This is a genomic window from Flectobacillus roseus (assembly GCF_030056595.1).
GTDB lineage: Bacteria > Bacteroidota > Bacteroidia > Cytophagales > Spirosomataceae > Flectobacillus > Flectobacillus roseus.
In genome coordinates this window covers 1-21,502 of record NZ_JASHIF010000031.1, presented here as the reverse complement: position 1 = coordinate 21,502, position 21,502 = coordinate 1, and the positions used below count along the sequence as shown (strand labels likewise).

The following is a 21,502-nucleotide window of genomic DNA, read 5'->3' as shown; positions in this document are numbered from 1 at the left end:
ATACGTTAAAAATCCAACCAAGCTTTGAGTAAACTGGCTTTTTCACGACTTACGATTAGCTCCATGTCTTCTGGACTTTTTTTCAAGTCAATTTTTAGTTTTCCATTAAAGTAATTGTGAATTTGTTCGATGGCATCTACATGGATGATAAACTGACGATTGGCACGGAAGAAATCTTTAGGATTTAGTTGCTCTTCTAGCTCTTCCATGGTCAACGGAATAATCTCCTCTGTACCATTGTGTAGCTTGGCACGAGTGATTTTTAGCTTAGAATAAAAATAGGATATATCGCTGATTTGCAAGCTCTTGTACCCATCTCTGTATGGCAATAAAAACCGAGTTCTGAAATTTTTGGGCTGAAAGTAATTCAATAAATTCGCCAAGGAAGCTGGTTCTGGCAAAGAGGAGGTACTTTCTAATTTCTGAAAAGCACGCTCCAACTCATCCAATTCTACAGGTTTGAGGAGGTAGTCGATGCTATTATATTTGAAAGCCTTAACGGCATATTCATCATAGGCCGTCGTGAATATGATAGGGCAAGAAATACTAGTTTTTTCAAAAATCTCAAAGCTCAATCCATCCGACAAACGAATATCCATCATGACAACATCAGGCATTTCATGAGTCTCAAACCATTCTACACTTTCACAAATACAGTCTAATACCTCCACAATCTGTGCATTAGGTCGAATAGATTTTATCAAACGTTCGAGTCTATCGGCATTTGGTTTTTCGTCTTCTATGATGAGTACTTTCTGGATCATGCTTTTATCAGTGGTATAATTACTTTGAAAATATTGGTGCTTTTGTCAATTTCTAATCCCTTTTGCCATAATAACTTATAGCGTCTTTGAATGTTTTGCAGTCCTAAACCTGATGAACTCATAGGGTTTTCAATCGGGAGAAGATTATTCTCTACAATAAGTTCATTTTGATCGGTATTGTAAATACAAATTTGGAGTGGATTCCTGCGAGAGGTTTTATTATGCTTCAGTGCGTTTTCTACCAATAACTGTAAGGTTAAAGGAGGCAAATAAGCGCCTAAACACTCTTTTTCGATATCTACTTCAAACGTTACGCCATCACCAATGCGTTGTTTAATTAGGAAAATATACGATTTTAAAAACCTTAATTCTTCGTCGAGCGATATAATATCCTTCTTGGTATTGACAAGCATATAACGGTATATTCTCGAAAAATTTTCGGCATATTCATAGCCCAATTGCTGGTCTTTCAGAATCATTTCTGATAAAACACTGAGGTTGTTGAAGACAAAATGCGGGTCTATTTGGAGCTTGAGCGAATACAATTCAGCTTCTACAGCCATTTGGTCGAGTGCTGCGGCACGTATTTCAGAGTTTTTCCAATTATCGATCAAATACACACAGGTATTGATGCCAATAATCATAAATGAAATAATAACACTCACTACAATCCACTGAATATAACCACGTTGCATTTCGATGCTCATTGAGCTTGTCATATTCTGACAAGCCTCACACATTTCGAGGAATCGATACAAAAAATCAAAAAAGCCAATAGCAAGCATGACCAAGATGAAATTGAGCCCTGTTTCAATCAATAGTCTACGGTAGGGGCTTTTGGTCCAAGGGATATAGTGGTTGAGTTGCATTCCTAAATAAATACTTGATTCAGAAATGAAGCAACAAAAACTAAAATTGAGAAATAAGTCCAAGAAAATATCAAAGGCATCTCGTTGGAAATAGATTTTCCAATAAGCCGAAAACGGGTCGATGATATATGAAACTAAGTTGTAGAGCACAAAGGCAAAAACGATAATGATAATTCGTTTTCTGCGGATGCTCAGGAAGGTATCTCTAGTTTTGGACATTCTTTTTCTAATTCATTAATCTAACTTTATGCTTTTTCAAGACTACCTAAAGCCATTTATGAGTCTACAAAGTTGCGTACAAGTTGAGAAATAAACCTAATAATTTAACTTAAGCTACAGAAAATCCATCTGAATAGACATTTTTGGATACTGAGATTTTGTGGAGGAGGAAAAGGATGGTCTTTTTGAGGATATACCCAGTGAAACGATGTTCATCAAAAGCTGAAGTTTCAATGCTTTGTAAAAAATAATTGTCAAAATGAGTATAAAAGAAGAAGAGAATACTTAAACACTTTTAAAATACCTATTTATAATAAACTCAATTTAACCTATTTAATCATGCTCATCATCGGTTCTTTACTCACAACTTTACCAGCATTTGCATTTAATATCTGCGTTTTCTTTTTGGGGAAAATAATTATAAATCATCAAGACGTTATTCTATACTGTAGAAGTTTATTTGGAAGTCTTGTCGATGAAGAAGAGGAGGTTCCTAGCAGACTAGCATACGTCGAGAAACTCCTAGTTATGATAGGCTATTTGGTGCAGGCTTTTGCAATCATTGGGATGTTTGCGACGGTATTTCAGTTGGTTTCAATGCTCAGTATTCAAATGGCTGAGCCTGTAAAAATGCAGCTTTCATCGCCGCATGGGCTTTAATTTAAGTTGAGTGAATGAGTTTTTTGAAAATAATCACTCATTCACTCAACCACCAATCACTAAATAGCTACTGCAACAGGAAAGTCAACTGGTACTTGCGTTACGCCATGCAAGTAGTTAGTAATAATTTTGTCACCAATCAAAACGATGGTATCTACTAATTGAGCTTTGGTATAACCCGCTTCCAAAAATGCTTCTACAGATGCTTGACTAGGGTGACCACGTTCGATAGTCGTTTCTTTTACAAATTGTGCTAAAGCTTGTAATTTGGCATCGAAGTCAATGGCTACTTTACGAATCTTGATGATTTGTTCGTCTGAGAAACCGTTCATTTTGCCAATAGCTGTGTGAGCCGAAAGACAGTAAATACAGTCGTTGGTTTGACTCACCACCAAGTTTACGACCTCTTTTTCTTTATTGCTCAAAGCAGATTTCATACTTTGTAGTGTTACATAGCTTGACAAGGCATTGTCTGAATGAGCGAAAGTGGCGTATAGGTTAGGAACCATGCCTATTCCTTTTTTGAGGTTATCAAAAATATGTTGGTTTGTTTCAGATACTTGTTCGCGAGTTGGGACTTCAAAAGTTTTCATGTTCGATTTTGTTTAAGTATTATTGAATCATTTTGTTGATGCAAAGTTGATACAATAGACTCGCTCACAACGAACCACTTTTTCCCGACTTGTTACCAATATTTCCTAAGCCATCGGTAATCGGCTTTGGGCTTTAGTAAGTACTTGAGTTGTCAGGCAACAGGCACTAGGCAAAGAGTGTTCAAATGTTTTTTATTGCCCACAGCCATGCTTTTTTTCAAAACCAACCGCCGAAAGCCGATACCTGAAAGCCCTAAGCATAATCTTACATTTTATTTTGCCTACTAACTTAATTTTTAAAATGTTTTTCTTTAAAATCAGTAGGAGAGTCGCCAACCACTTTCTTAAATAAGCGACTAAAATGGGCTACTTCCTCAAAACCTAGGTCAAAGGCAATTTCTTTGGTGGGTTTTTCGGTAAAAATCAATAAACGCTTGGCTTCTAGTGTAATACGTTCATGAATGATTTGAAGCGGTGATTTGTGATTGTACAGTGCAAATAAATTAGATAGAGTTTTAGGTGATTTGCTCAACATATCGGCATAATCCTGCACTTGATGTTTGGATTTGTAATGATTTTCTACAGCAATATTGTATCGGCGGACGATGTCAAAATCTTGCTCCTCCATAGGTGGTTGAATACTTTGTTCTTTGGCGATTCTGGTTACTAAAATAATCAAACGCTTGAGTAACATTCTCAGCATTTCGCCTTGGATGGTATCAATGGTACTAAATTCATCAATAAAAACTGTACGCAAAGATTCAAAACGTTGAAGGTTTTCTGCTGATAGTTGGAAGAAAGTAATCTCTCTCATGCCATAAAACAAAAAGCCCACACAAGACACCTCCTTATCGTGATCGACAATACAATAAAACTCTCTATTGAAACGCCAGATAACTAAATTTTGGGGCTTTTCGAACCAAAACGACTGATTGACCATCAGTGGAAGAATCGTATTTTCGGGAAAATTGTAAGGATTCCCATCGATTGAGATTTGTTGAGATTCACCTCTATTCCATACGATTGTTAACAAGCGTTCTTCTCGATTGTCATAAAAAATATGTTCAAATTTGTTTTCTTCGATTAATAATGAGAAATAACTGTGGAAAGAGTTTTCTTCAAAAATATATTTCATATGGATTGTTTTGCTGTGTTTAGTAGGTTGTCTTTTACTACATTGACAATGGAAAATAACAACTTTTTTGTTCCATTTCATAAAATCATTTTCAGAAATAGTACTATTCTTATTGTCCTGTATCTGTACTGTTTTTTGACCAAACAGCAGGATAGAAAAGGTGATAGGAATCATTTTTATAGCTGTTTCTTTAAAAATAGGTATACAATCAGTAAAAAAATACTGGTGAATTTTCTATCCAAAAGATGAAAAATTCACCATGTTATCAGCCTATAAACTATTGCAATTGTACTATTTGAAAATGTACTAATTAGGGAAGAATACCTGTTTTTTGTGCTGCGTATATATAGGATAGTTGAATTTCCGTAAACGATATCGGACTGTATTTTAATAGGTTTTTGATACTTCTAGCTCCATTTATTGACAAATAGGATAAAATAGAACTAAACAAAGTATATATAAAAAAAATCATATTTTGCTAAAATGAAAATTGAATCAATTAAAGAATAAATTTAATTAAATGTAGCCTATACGGTCAGGACGGAGCATGATGGTTTGGGTCTGGGATGGTAATATCTTTGACAAAAAAGACAAAATAATATAAAATAAATCATATTGTATAAAGGTCTTTTTTCTGTCAATTATTTCATATAAAACCTAATCTCAATGCTCAAAAAATTACTAAATGTGGGTGTGCTTGTGGCCTTAGCTGGAAGTTATACTCAAGTTGAAGGTAAAGGCAATTTGGTACTTGCAAAAGAGGCTAGTTTGCTACATTCGGTAAGAGTAACAAACAAATCAAGTTTGGCTTTGCCTGTAACTGGAAAGGTTACTGGAAGCGATGGAGAAATTCTTCCAGGAGCAAGTATTAAAATCAAAGGTACAAATCAAGGAACCACAACTGGTGTAGATGGTTCGTTCAAACTCAATGTACCAGATGGCAATGCGGTGTTAGTAATTTCTTCGACGGGCTACGAAACAAAAGAAGTAGCAGTTGGAAATCAGACGGTAATTAATGTAGTATTACAAACAGATACGAAGGCCTTAGAGGAGGTTGTCGTAATTGGTTATGGCGAGCGTAAAAAATCAGACGTTACAGGTGCAGTAGTAAGCGTAAGTGCTAAAGACCTTACACAAAGACCTGTTGCCAATGCGTTACAAGGTATGCAAGGTAAAGCGGCTGGGGTTGACATTACTTCTAATGAAAGACCGGGCCAAGTAGGAAATATCACAATTCGTGGGGTTCGTTCATTGACGGCTTCAAACTCACCTTTGTATGTAGTAGATAACATCCCATTGACATCGGGTGGTATCGATAACATCAACCCAAATGATATCGAGTCGGTAGACATCTTGAAAGATGCCTCTGCAACAGCCATTTATGGTTCACGTGGTGCCAATGGTGTGGTGATTATCACTACTAAAAGAGGTAAAAATGGTAAATATACCTTGAGTTTGAACTCTAACTTTACTTCTGAAACATTGCAAAACAGTTCTCCTTTGATGGATGCTGCGCAATATATCGATTATAGAAGATGGTCATATTATTATTTGAATCAGAATTTGTATCCACGTGGTGACAAACCAACTCAAGCTAACGACTTTTTGATTTTTAAAGGTTCGGGTGACTTAGCTTCTTGGAATAATATCCTAAAAGGTTGGGAAGGTGGAACATGGGATGGTTCTAAGGTACAAAATACAGACTGGATAGGTATGGTAACTCGTCCGTCTTTGACAGGACAACATACTATTAGTGTAAGTGGTGGTACTGACAAAATGAAGTCTTATGCCTCTTTTGGTTTTATCGATAACCAAGGAACGGTAAAGGGACAAAGCTACAAACGTTATTCAGCAAAATTGAGCGTTGATGTTAAAACAAGTGCTTGGTTTTCGATGGGTGGTGTTTTAAATGCAGCTTACTCGATCAACGAATATGGTCAGTCAGGCGCAGGTAAAAATACCAACGTAGGAGCTTCTGGATTATACGAAAGTGCTAGAAACCTATTCTCTTATGCAGTGCCTTACGATGCTACTGGCACTAGAGTATTGTACCCTGGTGGCGATGATGCATTCAAGACTGTTGTAAATGAAGAAAACTACTCTCAAGATCAACGTACTAACCTACGTATCTTCGGTAGTTTGTACTCTGAAGTAAACTTTGCAGGTTTCTCAAAAGCATTGGAAGGTTTGAAATTCAGAATGAACTTTGGACCAGACGTTTCAATCAATAGAAATGGTGTATTCCTTGATGCCAACTCGGTAATCAGAACAGGTTCAAGCTATGCTTCTTTGACAAAAGATCAAGCCTTGTCTTATACTTTAGATAACATGCTAACGTATAACAAGACAATCGATAAGCATCAGTTGAGCGTAATGGCACTTACGACACAAACTGAATGGACTTACGACAAAAACAACATGGCTGCTGATAACGTACCAATGACAAGTCAAAAATGGAATGCCTTAAATATTCCATTGTCTGCATGGGGCTCTTCATTGTCTCAAAGACAACTTCGTTCATATTTAGGTCGTATCAACTATGACTACAACAACAAATTCTTAATTACTGTATCAGGTCGTTATGATGGAGCATCTCAGTTGGCAGAAGGCAACAAATGGGCATTCTTCCCAAGTACTGCTTTAGGTTGGAGATTGACCAACGAGCCATTCTTAGCAAATCAACGTTGGATTGATGACTTGAAAGTAAGAGCAGGGGTAGGGGTTACAGGTAACTCTGCAATCGATCCTTATGCAACTCAAGGTGGTCTTTCTCAAATTTACTACCCATATGGTGGTACTTTGGCGACAGGTCAAGTGAATAACTCAACTTTGGCAAACCAAGATTTAACTTGGGAAAAAACAACACAAATTAACTATGGTGTTGACTTCTCATTCTTCAAAAGAAAAGTTACTGGTACTTTAGATTATTATACCTCTCGTACAACAGATTTGTTGATGTTGAAAACGATTCCGTCTGTTACAGGTTTTGTGAACACTTATGCAAACATTGGTGAAACATCAAGCCAAGGTATAGATTTGACTGTTACAACGGTAAACTTAAACAGAGGTGGTTTTGAATGGAGTACTACATTTAATGGTTCATGGCAAGACAATAAGATTGTATCATTGGCAAATGGTAAAGTGGACGATATCAACAACAAATGGTTCATTGGTCAAAGTCAAGGTGTAATTTATGATTACCAATCTGCTGGCTTGTGGAAAGAAGCAGATGCTGCTGAAATGGCAAAATTCAATGCTAACGGACAGTCATTTACGATTGGTTCAGTAAGACCAGTAGATCAGAATGGCGATTACAAAATCGATGCAACTAACGATCGTAAGGTCTTGGGAAGTACTATTCCAAGATTTATTGTAGGTATGACAAACACATTCGATTACAAAGGATTCTCATTGTCTGTAATGTTGTATGGTCGTTTGAATTACTTGTATAATACAGGTGGTGAAGCATTGACAGGTCGTTCAAACCAACGTGATGTAAGCTACTATACGCCAAATAATACGAATGCTGATTACCAGCACCCATATTATACAGCGGCAGCAGGTGACCCTTACTACAATGCATTAGGCTACAAAGATGGCTCATTTATTAAAATTAGAAATGTCTCATTAGGTTACAACTTGCCAGACAAATTCTCTCAAAGTCTAGGCTTAAGTCACGCAAGAGTTTATTTCCAAGCTCAAAACTTAGGAATGGTTTACAATAATATCAAGTGGATTGATATGGACTTACAGAGCTCGGCTTGGAACAGAGGCTTTACGATGGGTATTAATGTAGATTTTTAACTTTTAATGATTTTTACGATGAATAAAGTACAGTTTAGATATATAAAAACAGGTATTTGTGCATTCGCTCTTTTAGCAACGATGTCTTGTCAGTCAGACTTCCTAAAAGAAGAGTTAACAACTCAAAGAAGTAATGCCTATTACTCAACCGACGAAGGTATTCAAGCAGCTGTAACGGGTGCTTACAACCAAACATTCAATGTACCATTGAGTGGGGAGGTTCAGTTTGCAACGACCAACTACGGAACTGATGAGTTTCATGTAGGAGGTGATGGCTCAAACAGCCCTTGGAACAACTATGATGGTGGTTTTAAGCCTATCGTAACCGTAGTGACCAGTAATACAATCGCAGCAGAAAGAGCTTGGGATACTTATTATGTTGCTATTGGTTTGGCCAATCAAATTGTTAAATCAGCTACTGAAAGTAAGTCGACAAGCAATGCCATCAAAAAGACTGCTTTAGGTGAAGGGTATTTCTTGCGTGCATTCAACTACCTAAGATTGGTTCGTCAATATGGTGCAGTACCATTGAAATTGAGTGTTAGTACAACGGTAGAGTTGGAGTTTACACGTGAAAGTCCAGATAAAGTATATGCTCAAATCATTGATGATTTGTCAAAAGCATACGATTTATTAGATAATACAGGAGGTCCTGCTAAAATCACAAAAGATGCAGTAGCTCACTACTTGGCAAAAGCTTATTTATCAAGAGCTAGTGAAATCAATGATGCATGGAACTCTTCTACTAAGGCGGCTGATTTAGCAAAAGTTGTGTCTCTTTCGGACGAAGTAATCGCTAGACACCCTTTGGCAAACAATTTTGGCGATCTTTGGGCTTATAACAAGCCTAATGGTACCAATGAATCATTGTCTGAGTTGATTCTTTCGGCACAATTTAGTGACAATTTGTTGGCGACAAACTTCAATAACCAGCACTTGTACTTTACGGCACGTTATGATGACCTTCCGTATATGCAACGTGACTTAACGGGTATGCGTCCATTTAGCCGTTTGGCACCTACTTATTTTACGTATGATGCTTTCGATCAAGTAAATGACTCAAGATTCTGGAAAAGTTTTAGAACAAAAAGTAGACTTAATAACGGTAGTGGTAAATACGTTAACGGCGACCTTGGTTTGATGTTTATTATCAATAGTCCATCAGATACACGTTTTACAAAAACGAAATATGTGGATGAGATTGTTTACTCAAAAACTAACAAAACAGTCCCTACAGTATATGTAGCCCATGCTTCGGATGGCAAAAGTTTAGTGCAAGACGTTCGTTTCCCATCATTGAGTAAGCATTTTGACGGTGCACGTTTGGCTATCAACGAAGTAAGAGGTTATAGAGATATGGTATTGGCTAGATCCGCAGAGACGTATTTGATGGCTGCTGAAGCAAAAATTCGCTTGGCAAATCTTGGACAAGGTTCTTATGACGCAGCACTTCCTTATATAAATGCTGTAAGAAAAAGAGCTGCTTACAAAGCTGGAGAAGATAGAGCTGCTTATACAGACGGTGCTGCAGCTTATGTTGTATCTCAATCTGGACAAAATGTAAACATCAACTCATTTATGACTGAAAACTCATACTATGAGTCGAATAACATTCCAGTGTCGACTACAGCAACTGCTCTTGAAATTTCAAGTATCAACAGCTTGCCAGCACAAGATGTAGCCGTAATCAACAAACTAGGTTATACGTCTACTTATGATAAAATGTTGTGCTTGGTATTGAACGAAAGAACAAGAGAGCTTTGTGGTGAATTCCACCGTTGGGAAGATTTGAGCAGAACCAAAACATTGGTGGCAAGAGCAAAAGCCTACAACCCTGGTGCAGCAAACAATATCAAAGATTACCACTTGTTGAGACCAATTCCTCAGACTTTCTTGGATGGCGTGTACAGCGGAGGAAAACCTTTGACATCTGAACAAAAAACTGCTATGCAAAACCCTGGTTATTAATGATTAATGCAGAGTTGTGAATGATGAATTGTGAATGTAAAATTTTTATTGTCAATGTTTTACATTCACAATAAGTTGGGTCTAACTCTGTATAAAACTTTATAATAAAAACTTGATTTATTAATGATAGGCGATATTCAGTAATGGATATCGCCTTTTTTATTTCACAGCTTTGTTGTTATCGGAGTAAATTTATTGAGTAGTATAGGTACAAAAAAAGGCATCGAAAACTTCGATGCCTGAATCAAATATGAATAGTGTCAGATAAGTTTATGCCTTGTGGCTTTTACTTTTCTTTAAATGAATCTCGAACCTAAAATAGCCACTATAAAGTATGAGTTGAGAGTTAAGAATCTTAAGTCAAAAGATTTCTCATGATTTTAATAGTACTTACTTTTTGTAGAAAAGTATAATGTCTCAAACTGATAAATAGTGGATTAATGGTTGAAGATACTACTTTTTAGTGAATGATTTTTAGGAAATTCTATTTTTTTTAAAGCACTTATCTGCCAATATGAAGTCATGAGATATATTTTATATTTGTAGTGCTGCAAAACACAAAACTGAAGTTACCTCAAATTTTAGATTACATCAAAAAGCGACAGCCCATTGATGTTTGTTAGGATTTATTAGTTGAGCAGATGATAAGAATTCCATTCCCTTGTGCAGAAATCGCTAATGGAGATATAGGGTTGTACAAAGGATTTCCAATAATTACGGATTTGGGATTTCGTAAATAGAGTAAAATACCTCTATTTTACACAAAACATAAAAGCTTACACTTCCGAAATCCAACATCCGATATCCGAAATAGACAGTTTTAGAATCTTTCGTACAGTTCTAATAGAGATAGTTCAATACCTCAAATCAATCTGCTAGTATGTTACCAAACATGTTACATTTCGTCATAATAATGTTGATAGCTGCTCTGTTTTAGATAGGATTTCCATTTCTATCATAAGAACTATATTTTTCCAATTCTTTAAAAATTGAATTTTGCGGGTCTAGGTTAAATAAGGTTTCTTTATATTTTTGAAAATCAAATAAGTCGTTCATACTTCCATAATAAGGCGGAAGTCCAAAATTTAAAATGTTTGCCAAGTAATTTTTTGATTCAGGATTTTTAGATAATACAGATTCATAGAAATATAATTTATATAAATCTGCACCTTCCCAATAACATGCTACGGTATTCAATAATGCGTCAACTATTGATGCTATTTCTTCATCTCCTTCTCTATCAAATCGTTGAATTAGGTAGTTTAAAAGAAATAAACCTTTGTCTTCAAAATTAATTAAACAATAATCGCAAAGACTATTTATATCCATTTGATTCAAACTTTCAATCAGTTTTTTCATATTTCTAAAAATTACCCCATCCTTTTGGAAGAGTCAAGGCTCCGTTAATCCTAAAATTAGGAATTTGAACAACTTTTGTAATTCCATATCCAGTAATACATGCAACTTTTATTGTATATTTTTGTTCCGCCTCTATAAATTTCATCTACCTCATATTCAAGAACTTATTTTACTATATCTAGTATATTAGCAGAGTTCTTATTAAGAACAATCGATTACCATTGGTGCATTGAGTTTGAACTAGCTTCAATAAGATGATGAAGTTTATTGGGATTAGAAAAAACCTTTTTAACAACATCATTTATTGACTGAGAAATGATTTTACCTCCCTTTGAACATGAATTATGCCTACCTTATTTTGTAGGGAAGCTTACAGGGGGATGATTTCGTTCACTTTTTGCCAAATCTCATAAACTGAATATATTCACAAACTCATTAAGCTTTTTTTTCAAATCTTCACTGGAATATATCGTAGATTCTGAAAAATTATAAAATTCAAAATACATGTCATTAGATGTATTGGCCAACACTAATAAAATTTCATGTAACAGCAAATCAACTGTCCCTAATCCGTTACTCCAATAATCTATCATAAAATATTTGTAATTACTATCCAATAACTCCCCGTTTAGTTTATATTTTGCTAGTTGCACATGGCTAAAAGAAAGGGAATGTCCATCCACGTTCATTTCATGTTCGTATGGGATGCTATCTTTTTGAAAAAAAACTTCGTATTCAAATTCATTTTCATTCGTATTTCCATAATAATGTATATTAAAGTTAATTTTTTTTTTGATAGCGCTATTGATTACACATGTTATTAAATCATCAACATCGATATTTTTTTTTGAATGTACTGCTAATAATGCCATAGTATAACGAAAGGAGTAAATCATGCAAATTGTAAACTTTCCCCAAAATAATACCACTTGTTTATTGTTAGGATTTATAAAGTAGACATCCTTATTGTCAAAATATTTAAAAACTAGGCAATTGCTTTCAATATGCTGTTTACACCAGTACTAGCTCAATCTAAGGAATCCAACCCTTTCTACGAATTTTTTACTTGACTGGTTCAAGTTGGATATTTTAAACAGTTCTCTACAATATACCTCTAATGATAATTAACGTTATAAAGGTTTCTCTTCAGTAAAATGAAATTTAAGAGCTTTAAACATTTCGAAGTTTAAGTGAATTTTGGGTAATGATAATGCTATTTTGATAGAAAGTGTAATATATCAAGATTACAAAGCTGTAACTTTACATTACCCCTTGTCATTATGTTAATTAAAAGTTTATGGCATAAGTTAGTGGGCAAAATAACATTCAGTCATTGAGCTTTCGGCAAAAATATTCCCAATGAATTTTAAGAAGCTTTATGGCATGATGCTTTAGATGAATAAAACTACTTTAAATAAAAATCTATGCCAACAACAGTATATTTTTTCAAGAAAAAGGATACAATCGGATTATTGCTTGATCCTAATACTCCCGAAAAGACAAAATCAATCATACGACCTGTGTTTTCTAAAAATGTTAACCAACGATTTTTCAAGACAGATTACCTCTCAATTCATGATTCGAGAAAAGATATATTTTATCATGGTGTTGTAGAGGCAGTGCTCTTTAACGATTTGGAAAAAGCCTGGAAAGTGTATGCAGTTTTACTACCAAACACCAATGAAAAACAGGAATAATCTCCGCTAGTGTTGGCTTCCTAGCCAGTACTGCTTCAATCTAAGAATTTCAATCCTGTTGAAAAATAGGTTTTCTATTATAATGCTGTAAGTCTACGGTGAAAGTCAGCTCAATTGTGAAGGTTAGGAAAGATTACTTCTGAATAAAATCCAGAGAAAAAATGGGTGCTGGATAGGAAGCCTGCACCAGTTACTACTATTTTAAACTTTCCCATCATTTCTATCTTAGAAGTGCATGATGTCTATTATCTAACTTAAAGAGAGCGTTTATCTTTTGGGATAAACGCTCTCTAATACTAACAAAAAAAACTACTCACTAATTCTCAATTGCAAGTCCTTTACAAGGATAGGAGTTGAATTGATATTGTTTTTGATGAATACTTCTAAATAGTCTCCTTGGTTAATTTCAGCGATGGTTTCTAAGGTTAACTGAAATCCTTCCCCTTTTCCTCCTACAGCTATAGATGAATTAGGCGCTATTTGGAGTAAACCATTCTTATAAATTGCTATTGATAAATCAGAATTGGCTTCTGGGGTTTTTCCTCCTACATTGGCATAAATACGAGCATTCAGCGTTCTTTTGCCCGTATAGGTAACTCGATTTGCTGTTGCAACAAAACCATCAGCTTTCATGGTCGTTGTCTCGCCTGCTATTTTCGTAAATAAATTAGGAGAAATTAGTTTCGTTACAGCCGTATTTTCATTCATGTACAGAAAGGCGTAAGGTTTTGTATCAGGTAAACCAGCCCCATTTTGTCTCATTTCCCAACCAGGCGTATGAGAATCAAATCCACTAATAAGCACGGCTGGTCCTCTAAATAAATTACCATTCATCCTTGCCTGATCGACCTTTGCCTTCTCATGAAATTTAATAGCAGTACTTCCTGAAAAAACGAAATAGTTATTCGACATATCAATGTCGTTTGCTTCAAAATCGGCTAAAAACTCAATGCCAACCCCTGAAGATATTCCCGTAATATAATTGTAGGCACTACAAAACTTACCTGTTGTTCCTGTCACCTTCAATCCATCTTTACATCTCCAAAAGTTGGTCGTAATAAACATTGAGTTGAACCCACTAAATCTTCCTACACCTCCGCTAGCAACTCTAGGCGCTTCTACTACTGAATTCCCTGCTAATAAATTGAGGGCTTTAGTACCTGTATTATCCTCAAAATCGTATGCTGTAGTAGCAGCACTTAATGGGATAACACAAACCTTTTCCAAATAAACATCGACATCTAAACTTCTGAGCACAGCTCCTTTAGTAGCTGAAATAATTCGGTCTTTTCCTGGGTCTAAGCCTCGCAAGCCTGCACCATTTAAGTTTATACTATTCTGTCCTATGTCAACAGAACCCGAAATGATATATACCTTGGCAGAATTGAGGGTTATTACGCCATTTTGAGGGCTGGGCAAGTCACTGAGTGCGTCCACATAAACAATACTAGAAGGTAGGGGGTGTGTAAGATCTTTTTGAGCAAATGAAGTATTTAAGGCACAAAAAAATAAGAGCATTGAACTAATGCTTGTAAGGATGTGATTCATAATAGTTTTTGAATAATGTATTTATTAATGATTAAATATGCTATTTATTAGAATGATAGCAGCGGGAAAATAAACAGAATAAGGATTAATATATTGTTTATCAAAGGATTATATTGTTGCTATCAAGCAATAAAGATTTATTAGAAATGAAAAACATTTCAGACGCATAAAGTATTAACTAAATATTAGCTGTGTTGGATTAAAAAAAGTACAATTATTTTTCTAGTACCCGCGTTGCGTGTGTAAACCCTATAAAAGTGAAAGCTACTTACAACCTTTTTTGTTAAAGAAGTATCTTTGGTTTAATCTTATCATTATATTTAAAATTTAACGAGAATTAGATTTTCATCGTTTCTACTTACATAAAAATGAAAACACGCTCTGCACTTATTTTACTATTGTTATTTACGCTGTCTATAAGCTGTAAAGACGAGGAGGTTTCTCCACAAAAAGCGATTTTAGGAAAATGGGAATTCGTTGGTATCGGTAATGGAAGAATACAAGCTCCTGCTGGTGTAAAATGGTATTATGAATATTTTGAAGATAGCCTCCGCTTGCACTATCAATCTTCCACTGGTCAGATAGTTAAAACAAAATATTATTGGGAAAATAATGGGTTTCTGAATACAGAAGGGACTACTTATAAATGTGTATTTTACAGAGATACAATGCAGCTAGACTATGTTCATATAAATGCCATCTTTATGTCAAGCTTTTTCAAACGGATTAAATAATTACAATGCTAGTTCAAGTCATCTCAATAATGAAGTTTTGCAGAGAAGAACTCTGGATAGAATCCAGAGAAAAAGTGGGTACTGGCTAGGAAGCCAGCACCAGCGTATGTATTGTAAAAAAAGATGTAACTAATGTGCAAAGACCTATCGTTTTAATTCAGCCAAACTAATGAAAAGGACAAATATTGTTTTAGGTATCATCATATTCATTGCTCCACTTTTTTTCTTGAATTCTGTACACAAAGAAATCGAAGTGTATGAGAAAGGCGAAATTGTCAAAATGAAAATTATTGAAAAGCCTAGTTCATGTCTTGGTACAAAGGTAAAATGGCACATGAAAGTGGAATATCAGGGTAAAGTTTTCGATACTCAAATTGGAGGGAACTATTGTGAGAGTCATAGGATTGGTGACATCGTGGATATTAAATATCTTGAAGGTTCAAATATTATTTTATTACCTCATGAAAACAGTTATGATCAATTAATAGCTACAATCGCTTTAAGTTTAGTAGGTTTAAGTGCTGTGATATATTATGGATTTATCAAAAAAAAACACTGAGTGAGGGCTCTATGTATTTCTCAAAATTATCCACAAGGTGTTTCAATTGCCCTTGCTAGTGCTGGCTTCCTAGCAAGTACTAACTCAATCTAAGGATTCTAATCCTACTATAAAAATCAATTCAATAGTAAAATTTTTAAAAGAAAGCCTCTGGATAGAATCCAGAGAAAAAATGGGTACTGGCTAGGAAGCCAGCACCAGCGTGAGTAAAAAGATTAAGAGTCGTCAAAGAAAAAATACGCCTAAGAACCAGTCATATCCTAGATCGAATATGGATATTGCTGTTGGATTACATAATCTTAGAGTTACTTTCAGAAGAATAAATAATAAACTCTGATAAAGTATAATAAAAAAATACAATCATGATAATTTTTTTAAAAAAATATACATGGATAATATCTACCATATGCTTTTTCTATGTTTGCGTATATCTTCTGATTATTGCTCCTGAGAAAAAAAATACTGATTACTATTTGAATACTTACAAATTTAATTTTCGAGGTAGAATAATTGCAAAAAAAGAGATTGATCATAACTCTGGATATATTTGCTTAGATTTGATTAGTTCTGATATTGAAAGATTTAATCCATCAGATAGTCTTGATGATTACTTGTGTATAATTGATAACAAAAGAGCAATAGTTAAATCAACAGGCATGAATACCTTAAACATAGGAGAGATTTATGAAGAAAGAGCAGATAGCTGTTTTTTTTACTCTAAGGATAATATGCTAATAGAAAAAGGTAAAAAAATATTTATTGACTGGATTCAACCGCCAGAATCTGTTAATATGTGTAAGTAAGGCTGTTTCTTTACTTAAAGTAGACCTGGAAGGCTGATAATTTCGTTGCTAGTGCTGGCTTCCTAGCCAGTACTGACTCAATCTAAGGATTACAATCCTATAATAAAAATCAACTCAATTGTAAGGTTTTGAAAAGAACGCCTCTGGATCGAATCCAGAGAAAAAATGGGTACTGGCTAGGAAGTCAGCACCAGCGTGTGGAAAACAACATTAAACTCTTCAAACTAGTATGGAAAGAAAAATTATCAAAGGAATTATTATATTAATTGTAATATCATTTATTTTTTCAATGGTAATCTCTTCATATATAGACTCAACTACACCAAAGGTTCTTAAAGGTCTTGTAGACCAAATGAAGAAAGATAAAGATTTAATGAATTCGATTGGTGGTGATTTTGGTACTTTTGAATATCACTACAATACAATTGAATTTGAGGAAACGGATTCATTACATTTCGAAGGTACGATTGATGGTAATTCAAAAACTCTTTATTTTAAGGGATTTGCTAAAAAATTAAAAAGGTCTGGGAAAAGTAATGATTATGATTGGAAAATAGTACGTTTTCAAAGGACAATTAAGTAATGTTTCAAATATATATGGCTCCCTTGATTTCCCGCAAGTGTTGGTTACTTAGCCTATGCTGACTCACCCGCTAGTGCTGGCTTTCAAGCCAGTACTAACTCAATCTAAGGATTCCAATCCTACTATAAAAATCAATTCAAGAGTAAAGTTTTTAAAAGATAGTTTCTGTATAGAATCTAGAGAAAAAATGGGTACTGGCTAGGAAGTCATCACCAGCGTGAGAAAAATAAGGGGCAGAGTTCTCAGTTGGTGCAAAACTTATATGGGAGTTAAATTCAAATTGTCACTTGAGAATCATGAAAAATAAAATAGTTAAAATCATAATTACCCTAATTATAGCAAATGTATTTTTAGATACAGTGAATAATATAGTCTTTAATAGACTTTCCCCTGAGATCTTGAATGAGTCTGTTGAAAAAATGAAAGAAGACTCCTCAATAGAGAGTAAAATTGGTAAAGTTAATGACTACAAGTATACTTTTGACGACTCTAATTATCACAAGGATTTACCAACAAAATTTGAATTAACATTATTTGGAGAAAATCGAAAAATGACTCTAAAAGGCATTCTGAGAAGAACGAATGAAAAGTGGATATTTATGGAGACAGACACATTATTTACTAATTATAGTAAATAAAAACCTGCTAGTGCTGGCTTCCTAGCCAGTACTGACTCAATCTAAGGATTCTAATCCTACTATAAAAATCAACTCAATAGTAAGGTTTTGAAAAGAACGCTTCTGTATAGAATCCAGAGAAAAAGTGGGTACTTGCTAGGAAGCAAGTACGAGCATGAGAAAATAATGCCAACCAGCTAATATACAATTGTTTAAAATAATAAACTACAAATAGAATTATGTTTAAGAAACTGGTTTTAGGTACAGCTTTTATTTTTTGGCTAATGTTCGTATACAGACGAATGAATATTAAATTCTCGAAAGAAATAAAATATCCGATATACGAAGGTATCTTAGGAGAATTGTTTATTAAAATGGGAGATAATCAATATCTAACAACCATAGAAAATGAAATGGTAAATGGTGACCTTAAGAAAATAAATGTTCTTGTTAGCTCAATTGATATTTCGACGTTTCATAATGTTGAGGGAAGGAATCAAGTAATTGCAGAATATGAAGATAAAAACTATTCTTATCTTATCCATGATGGTGAAGATAAGATAATTATTAGAGAGAAAAAGTAATTTCCGCCTTTGATTTCTACGAAAAAAATAAAAAAATATCGAAGTTTTTATTTTTCCGCTATTGATGGCTTCCAAGCCTATACTGACTCTGTCTAAGGATTTTAGTATGCTATTTATATCATAATGCAAGTCATTTCAATCGTAAAGTTTTGAAACGATTGCCTCTGGATCGAATCCAGAGAAAAAATGGGTACTGGCTAGGAAGTCAGCACCAGCAAGGGTAATAAAATTTCTATACATTATTTTTAAACTTACCATAAATAACTCCAATGAAATCTACAATTCTTAAATCACTCGCCATTCTTCTTTTGTTATCACTATCCTCTTGTGAAGAAGAAATTACAACTCCAACAACCGTTAAACTGAATGTTACAGATACCAAAGGTAGACCTATAAAAGATTTTAGATTTTCCTTTGAGGGTTCTAAACGAGTAAGCTTACTGAATTTTATACCAACTTTCTCTATTCACTCTAAAACTGATACAAATGGTAATTGTACTATGTCTATCATCATCCCAAAAGAAACGATCGAAATTGGTATTCAAGTGGGGGGAGACTCTTTATATAATTACCATGATGATGTATTTATAAGTCTGGACTCCCTCAATTTTGTTTCTTACTTTCATAATCCCCAATTTGTAAATACCAATTATAAAAAAGGTCAAACCACTAAGTTTTATTATAGAGTACAACGATAAATGTCAGTAGAAGTTCGAAAGCTTTTGACTGTTTATAAAACCAAATATTTTGGTTCAATATTGTCTCCAACTATTGCCGAGTACCAAGCCAGTACAAACACGTTCTAAGGATTCCAATCCTATTACGAAATTCATTTCAATAGTAAAATTTTTAAAAGAAAGCTTCTGGATAGAATCCAGAGAAAAAATGGGTACTAGCTAGGAAGTCAGCACCAGCAAGGGGTTTTAAACTTATTCTAAATATTTCTCATGAAATCTACAATTCTTAAATCACTCGCCATTCTTCTTTTGTTATCACTATCCTCTTGTGAAGAAGAAATTACAACTCCAACAACCGTTAAACTGAACGTTACAGATACCAAAGGTAGACCAATTAAAGATGTAGTGATTTACTTTAGTGGTTATAAGCGAAAAGGTCTACTGAATTTTCAAGAGACTTTTTCCGTTCATTCTAAAACTGATACTAATGGTAATTGTGCAATGGCTGCCATTATCCCTAAAGAAACGATAGAGGTAAATATTGCATTTCAAGGAGACTCCTTACCCATTTCGAAGGAAAATGTTTTTTTTAGTCTGGACTCACTCAACTTTGTTCCGTCCATTCAAAACCTTAGTTTTGTAAACAACAATTATAAAAAAGGTCAAACCACTAAGTTTTATTATAGAGTACAACGATAAATGTCAGTAGAAGTTCGAAAGCTTTTGACTGTTTATAAAACCAGATATTTTGGTTCAATATTGTCCCCAACTATTACCGAGCTCCAAGCCAGTACTAACACGTTCTAAGAACTTTAACCCTATTTATCACACTGCTATCAATCCACGAGGTGAACCTATTATGAGAGAAAAACTAATTTTTACTGCCTGCTTTTTTGTCTTAAATAGCTGCAATATGTCAGATGATGTCATTGATTTGCCTGGAGGTAGTACTTATATTATAGAAGGTTCTTGCTCGAATCGTTTAGCAGTAGCAACTCCGGGACTTTCGTGTGGTTGGATAGAGCCGATAAAGGATCTAAAATTTAACGACGATTTTATTTGCGCTGTATCAACTGACTCAATTTCATGTCGTTTGAAGTTGGAAGACATCCCAATAGAGAAGAGAAAGTATACAGTTATTGATGTCAGAAATGGTAAAGTCTACTGTTATTTGAATAAAAGTGAATATTTATCTTTTTGGCAAAAGTACATTCGAGATGAAGACATAAAGGTAGAATAAACCTGCTAGTGCTGGCTTCCAAGCCAGTACTAACTCAATCTAAGGATTCCAATCCTATTATAAAAGTCAACTCAATAGTAAAGTTTTAAAATAAAGCTTCTGGATAGAATCCAGAGAAAAAATAGGTACTGGCTAGGAAGCCAGCACCAGCGTGTGAAGATATGAAAGCTCAAAAAACTATAATTGATAATGCCAGGATAATATATGGACAACAATAAAAATTGTTCTATTTTTTAGTTTAAATAGTGATAGATATGGTTAATTTGAAAGTAATAATAAATATAATCCTAATATTTAACTTAGCATGTTTTATATTAGGTTCTTGTACGGACTCAAAAACACAAAAAGTTAAAGTTTATTACACAACGTTCGAAAAAAAATATACCATTCCACAAGGAATAGAAGTAAATGGGTTAAAACAAGGATTATGGATTAATTACAATAGTATAGGTTTTTTACAAAATATTGAGACTTACGTGGATGGTTTAGTGCAAGGTGAGACAGTAACTTATAATGAACACGGCATAATTGTTCAAAAGGCAGAAGTTCATCAAGGTAAATTTAGGGGTAAATTTGAGTGTTATAGTGACAAGGGGGTTCAAACCATCAAGGGGATATATTTTGATAACAAAAAAATAGGTGATTGGTTTTATTACGATGATAATGGTGTATTAACGGAACAAGAAAAATGGGATAATGGAAAGATGTTAACTAAAAAAGTATTCAAAAAGTGATGCCCCCCTGCTAGTACTGGCTTCCTAGCCAGTACTAATTCAATCTAAGGATTCTAATCCTATTATAAAAGTCAACTCCCTTATAAAGTTTAGGAAAGAAAGCTTCTGGATAGAATCCAGAGAAAAAAAAGGTGCTGGATTCAATCCAGCACCAGCACAGTCTATTTCACTTTATGTCCGAAATCAGAAATCCCAAATCTACAATAGTTTCACAATTCATCACTCAAAACTCATAATGAAGTCATCTTGACTTTTGGTAGAATTGCTTAAAAATAAAAAAGGTTGCTGATATTTGTTTTGCGAACCATACCAAGCAACCTTTTATGTACTACGTACTCAGCAAAGATATAATAGA

General features: G+C 34.3%; 21 protein-coding genes. 14 read left to right on the top strand and 7 right to left on the bottom strand.

Annotation, left to right across the window (positions count from 1 at the left end; all coding sequences use genetic code 11):
• Positions 1–5: 5 nt before the first annotated feature.
• Positions 6–764 (bottom strand): LytR/AlgR family response regulator transcription factor, encoded by a 759-nt coding sequence (locus QM524_RS25050; protein ID WP_283346759.1) that lies wholly within the window; start codon positions 762–764, stop codon positions 6–8.
• Positions 761–1,852, bottom strand: a complete 1,092-nt coding sequence (locus QM524_RS25045) for a sensor histidine kinase (RefSeq protein WP_283346758.1) — start codon at positions 1,850–1,852, stop codon at positions 761–763. Before QM524_RS25045 ends, QM524_RS25050 begins: the two co-directional genes overlap by 4 nt.
• Before the next feature lie 339 nt (positions 1,853–2,191).
• Here QM524_RS25045 and QM524_RS25040 point away from each other — a divergent pair, with 339 nt between their 5' ends.
• Positions 2,192–2,512 (top strand): hypothetical protein, encoded by a 321-nt coding sequence (locus tag QM524_RS25040; protein ID WP_141234822.1) that lies wholly within the window; start codon positions 2,192–2,194, stop codon positions 2,510–2,512.
• Positions 2,513–2,571: 59 nt separating this feature from the next.
• On the opposite strand, the gene QM524_RS25035 is transcribed toward QM524_RS25040, so the two are convergent.
• A complete protein-coding gene (locus QM524_RS25035) occupies positions 2,572–3,105 on the bottom strand; it encodes a carboxymuconolactone decarboxylase family protein (protein WP_283346757.1) in 534 nt (177 codons plus the stop codon).
• A gap of 289 nt (positions 3,106–3,394) precedes the next feature.
• Positions 3,395–4,240 carry a helix-turn-helix domain-containing protein gene (locus tag QM524_RS25030; RefSeq protein WP_283346756.1) on the bottom strand — a complete coding sequence of 282 codons (846 nt, stop codon included), beginning with the start codon at positions 4,238–4,240 and terminating at the stop codon, positions 3,395–3,397.
• Positions 4,241–4,906: 666 nt separating this feature from the next.
• On the opposite strand from QM524_RS25030, the gene QM524_RS25025 reads away from it, so the two are divergent.
• Both QM524_RS25025 and QM524_RS25020 read left to right on the top strand, forming a co-directional pair.
• Positions 4,907–8,044, top strand: a complete 3,138-nt coding sequence (locus QM524_RS25025; protein WP_283346755.1) for a SusC/RagA family TonB-linked outer membrane protein — start codon at positions 4,907–4,909, stop codon at positions 8,042–8,044.
• Positions 8,045–8,062: 18 nt separating this feature from the next.
• Complete coding sequence (locus QM524_RS25020; protein ID WP_283346754.1) at positions 8,063–10,012, top strand: RagB/SusD family nutrient uptake outer membrane protein; 1,950 nt, start codon at positions 8,063–8,065, stop codon at positions 10,010–10,012.
• 933 nt (positions 10,013–10,945) lie between these two features.
• Here the strand turns inward: QM524_RS25020 and QM524_RS25015 are convergent.
• Positions 10,946–11,371, bottom strand: a complete 426-nt coding sequence (locus QM524_RS25015; protein ID WP_283346753.1) for a hypothetical protein — start codon at positions 11,369–11,371, stop codon at positions 10,946–10,948.
• 407 nt (positions 11,372–11,778) lie between these two features.
• Positions 11,779–12,243 (bottom strand): hypothetical protein, encoded by a 465-nt coding sequence (locus QM524_RS25010; RefSeq protein WP_283346752.1) that lies wholly within the window; start codon positions 12,241–12,243, stop codon positions 11,779–11,781.
• 552 nt (positions 12,244–12,795) lie between these two features.
• Here QM524_RS25010 and QM524_RS25005 point away from each other — a divergent pair.
• On the top strand, positions 12,796–13,068 hold the full coding sequence (locus QM524_RS25005; protein WP_283346751.1) for a hypothetical protein: 273 nt from the start codon (positions 12,796–12,798) through the stop codon (positions 13,066–13,068).
• 309 nt (positions 13,069–13,377) lie between these two features.
• On the opposite strand, the gene QM524_RS25000 is transcribed toward QM524_RS25005, so the two are convergent.
• Positions 13,378–14,616 (bottom strand): hypothetical protein, encoded by a 1,239-nt coding sequence (locus QM524_RS25000; RefSeq protein ID WP_283346750.1) that lies wholly within the window; start codon positions 14,614–14,616, stop codon positions 13,378–13,380.
• A 368-nt stretch (positions 14,617–14,984) separates the two neighbouring features.
• Between QM524_RS25000 and QM524_RS24995 the strand changes: the two genes are divergently transcribed.
• The 10 genes from QM524_RS24995 (at position 14,985) to QM524_RS24950 (ending at position 21,147) form a co-directional block, all read left to right on the top strand.
• A complete protein-coding gene (locus tag QM524_RS24995) occupies positions 14,985–15,350 on the top strand; it encodes a hypothetical protein (RefSeq protein ID WP_283346749.1) in 366 nt (121 codons plus the stop codon).
• Positions 15,351–15,519: 169 nt separating this feature from the next.
• Positions 15,520–15,909 (top strand): hypothetical protein, encoded by a 390-nt coding sequence (locus QM524_RS24990; protein WP_283346748.1) that lies wholly within the window; start codon positions 15,520–15,522, stop codon positions 15,907–15,909.
• 362 nt (positions 15,910–16,271) lie between these two features.
• Positions 16,272–16,712: a hypothetical protein gene (locus tag QM524_RS24985; protein WP_283346747.1), complete on the top strand. Its 441-nt coding sequence runs from the start codon at positions 16,272–16,274 to the stop codon at positions 16,710–16,712.
• Positions 16,713–16,941: 229 nt separating this feature from the next.
• Entirely contained in the window at positions 16,942–17,295 is a 354-nt protein-coding gene (locus tag QM524_RS24980; protein ID WP_283346746.1) for a hypothetical protein, read from the top strand.
• A 296-nt stretch (positions 17,296–17,591) separates the two neighbouring features.
• Positions 17,592–17,933 (top strand): hypothetical protein, encoded by a 342-nt coding sequence (locus QM524_RS24975; RefSeq protein ID WP_283346745.1) that lies wholly within the window; start codon positions 17,592–17,594, stop codon positions 17,931–17,933.
• 218 nt (positions 17,934–18,151) lie between these two features.
• The gene (locus tag QM524_RS24970; RefSeq protein ID WP_283346744.1) at positions 18,152–18,496 is read left to right on the top strand and encodes a hypothetical protein; all 345 of its coding nucleotides are present in this window, start codon (positions 18,152–18,154) and stop codon (positions 18,494–18,496) included.
• Positions 18,497–18,765: 269 nt separating this feature from the next.
• Complete coding sequence (locus QM524_RS24965) at positions 18,766–19,194, top strand: hypothetical protein (RefSeq protein WP_283346743.1); 429 nt, start codon at positions 18,766–18,768, stop codon at positions 19,192–19,194.
• A gap of 249 nt (positions 19,195–19,443) precedes the next feature.
• Complete coding sequence (locus QM524_RS24960) at positions 19,444–19,872, top strand: hypothetical protein (RefSeq protein WP_283346742.1); 429 nt, start codon at positions 19,444–19,446, stop codon at positions 19,870–19,872.
• Between the two features lie 160 nt (positions 19,873–20,032).
• A complete protein-coding gene (locus QM524_RS24955) occupies positions 20,033–20,413 on the top strand; it encodes a hypothetical protein (RefSeq protein WP_283346741.1) in 381 nt (126 codons plus the stop codon).
• Between the two features lie 254 nt (positions 20,414–20,667).
• Complete coding sequence (locus QM524_RS24950) at positions 20,668–21,147, top strand: toxin-antitoxin system YwqK family antitoxin (RefSeq protein ID WP_283346740.1); 480 nt, start codon at positions 20,668–20,670, stop codon at positions 21,145–21,147.
• The last annotated feature ends 355 nt before the right edge of the window (positions 21,148–21,502 follow it).

Bases quoted from the DNA above. Each gene is read 5' to 3' on its own strand.
- QM524_RS25050 (WP_283346759.1), bottom strand. From the start codon at position 764: ATGATCCAGAAAGTACTCATCATAGAAGACGAAAAACCAAATGCCGAT.
- QM524_RS25045 (WP_283346758.1), bottom strand. From the start codon at position 1,852: ATGTCCAAAACTAGAGATACCTTCCTGAGCATCCGCAGAAAACGAATT.
- QM524_RS25040 (WP_141234822.1), top strand. From the start codon at position 2,192: ATGCTCATCATCGGTTCTTTACTCACAACTTTACCAGCATTTGCATTT.
- QM524_RS25035 (WP_283346757.1), bottom strand. From the start codon at position 3,105: ATGAAAACTTTTGAAGTCCCAACTCGCGAACAAGTATCTGAAACAAAC.
- QM524_RS25030 (WP_283346756.1), bottom strand. From the start codon at position 4,240: ATGAAATATATTTTTGAAGAAAACTCTTTCCACAGTTATTTCTCATTA.
- QM524_RS25025 (WP_283346755.1), top strand. From the start codon at position 4,907: ATGCTCAAAAAATTACTAAATGTGGGTGTGCTTGTGGCCTTAGCTGGA.
- QM524_RS25020 (WP_283346754.1), top strand. From the start codon at position 8,063: ATGAATAAAGTACAGTTTAGATATATAAAAACAGGTATTTGTGCATTC.
- QM524_RS25015 (WP_283346753.1), bottom strand. From the start codon at position 11,371: ATGAAAAAACTGATTGAAAGTTTGAATCAAATGGATATAAATAGTCTT.
- QM524_RS25010 (WP_283346752.1), bottom strand. From the start codon at position 12,243: ATGGCATTATTAGCAGTACATTCAAAAAAAAATATCGATGTTGATGAT.
- QM524_RS25005 (WP_283346751.1), top strand. From the start codon at position 12,796: ATGCCAACAACAGTATATTTTTTCAAGAAAAAGGATACAATCGGATTA.
- QM524_RS25000 (WP_283346750.1), bottom strand. From the start codon at position 14,616: ATGAATCACATCCTTACAAGCATTAGTTCAATGCTCTTATTTTTTTGT.
- QM524_RS24995 (WP_283346749.1), top strand. From the start codon at position 14,985: ATGAAAACACGCTCTGCACTTATTTTACTATTGTTATTTACGCTGTCT.
- QM524_RS24990 (WP_283346748.1), top strand. From the start codon at position 15,520: ATGAAAAGGACAAATATTGTTTTAGGTATCATCATATTCATTGCTCCA.
- QM524_RS24985 (WP_283346747.1), top strand. From the start codon at position 16,272: ATGATAATTTTTTTAAAAAAATATACATGGATAATATCTACCATATGC.
- QM524_RS24980 (WP_283346746.1), top strand. From the start codon at position 16,942: ATGGAAAGAAAAATTATCAAAGGAATTATTATATTAATTGTAATATCA.
- QM524_RS24975 (WP_283346745.1), top strand. From the start codon at position 17,592: ATGAAAAATAAAATAGTTAAAATCATAATTACCCTAATTATAGCAAAT.
- QM524_RS24970 (WP_283346744.1), top strand. From the start codon at position 18,152: ATGTTTAAGAAACTGGTTTTAGGTACAGCTTTTATTTTTTGGCTAATG.
- QM524_RS24965 (WP_283346743.1), top strand. From the start codon at position 18,766: ATGAAATCTACAATTCTTAAATCACTCGCCATTCTTCTTTTGTTATCA.
- QM524_RS24960 (WP_283346742.1), top strand. From the start codon at position 19,444: ATGAAATCTACAATTCTTAAATCACTCGCCATTCTTCTTTTGTTATCA.
- QM524_RS24955 (WP_283346741.1), top strand. From the start codon at position 20,033: ATGAGAGAAAAACTAATTTTTACTGCCTGCTTTTTTGTCTTAAATAGC.
- QM524_RS24950 (WP_283346740.1), top strand. From the start codon at position 20,668: ATGGTTAATTTGAAAGTAATAATAAATATAATCCTAATATTTAACTTA.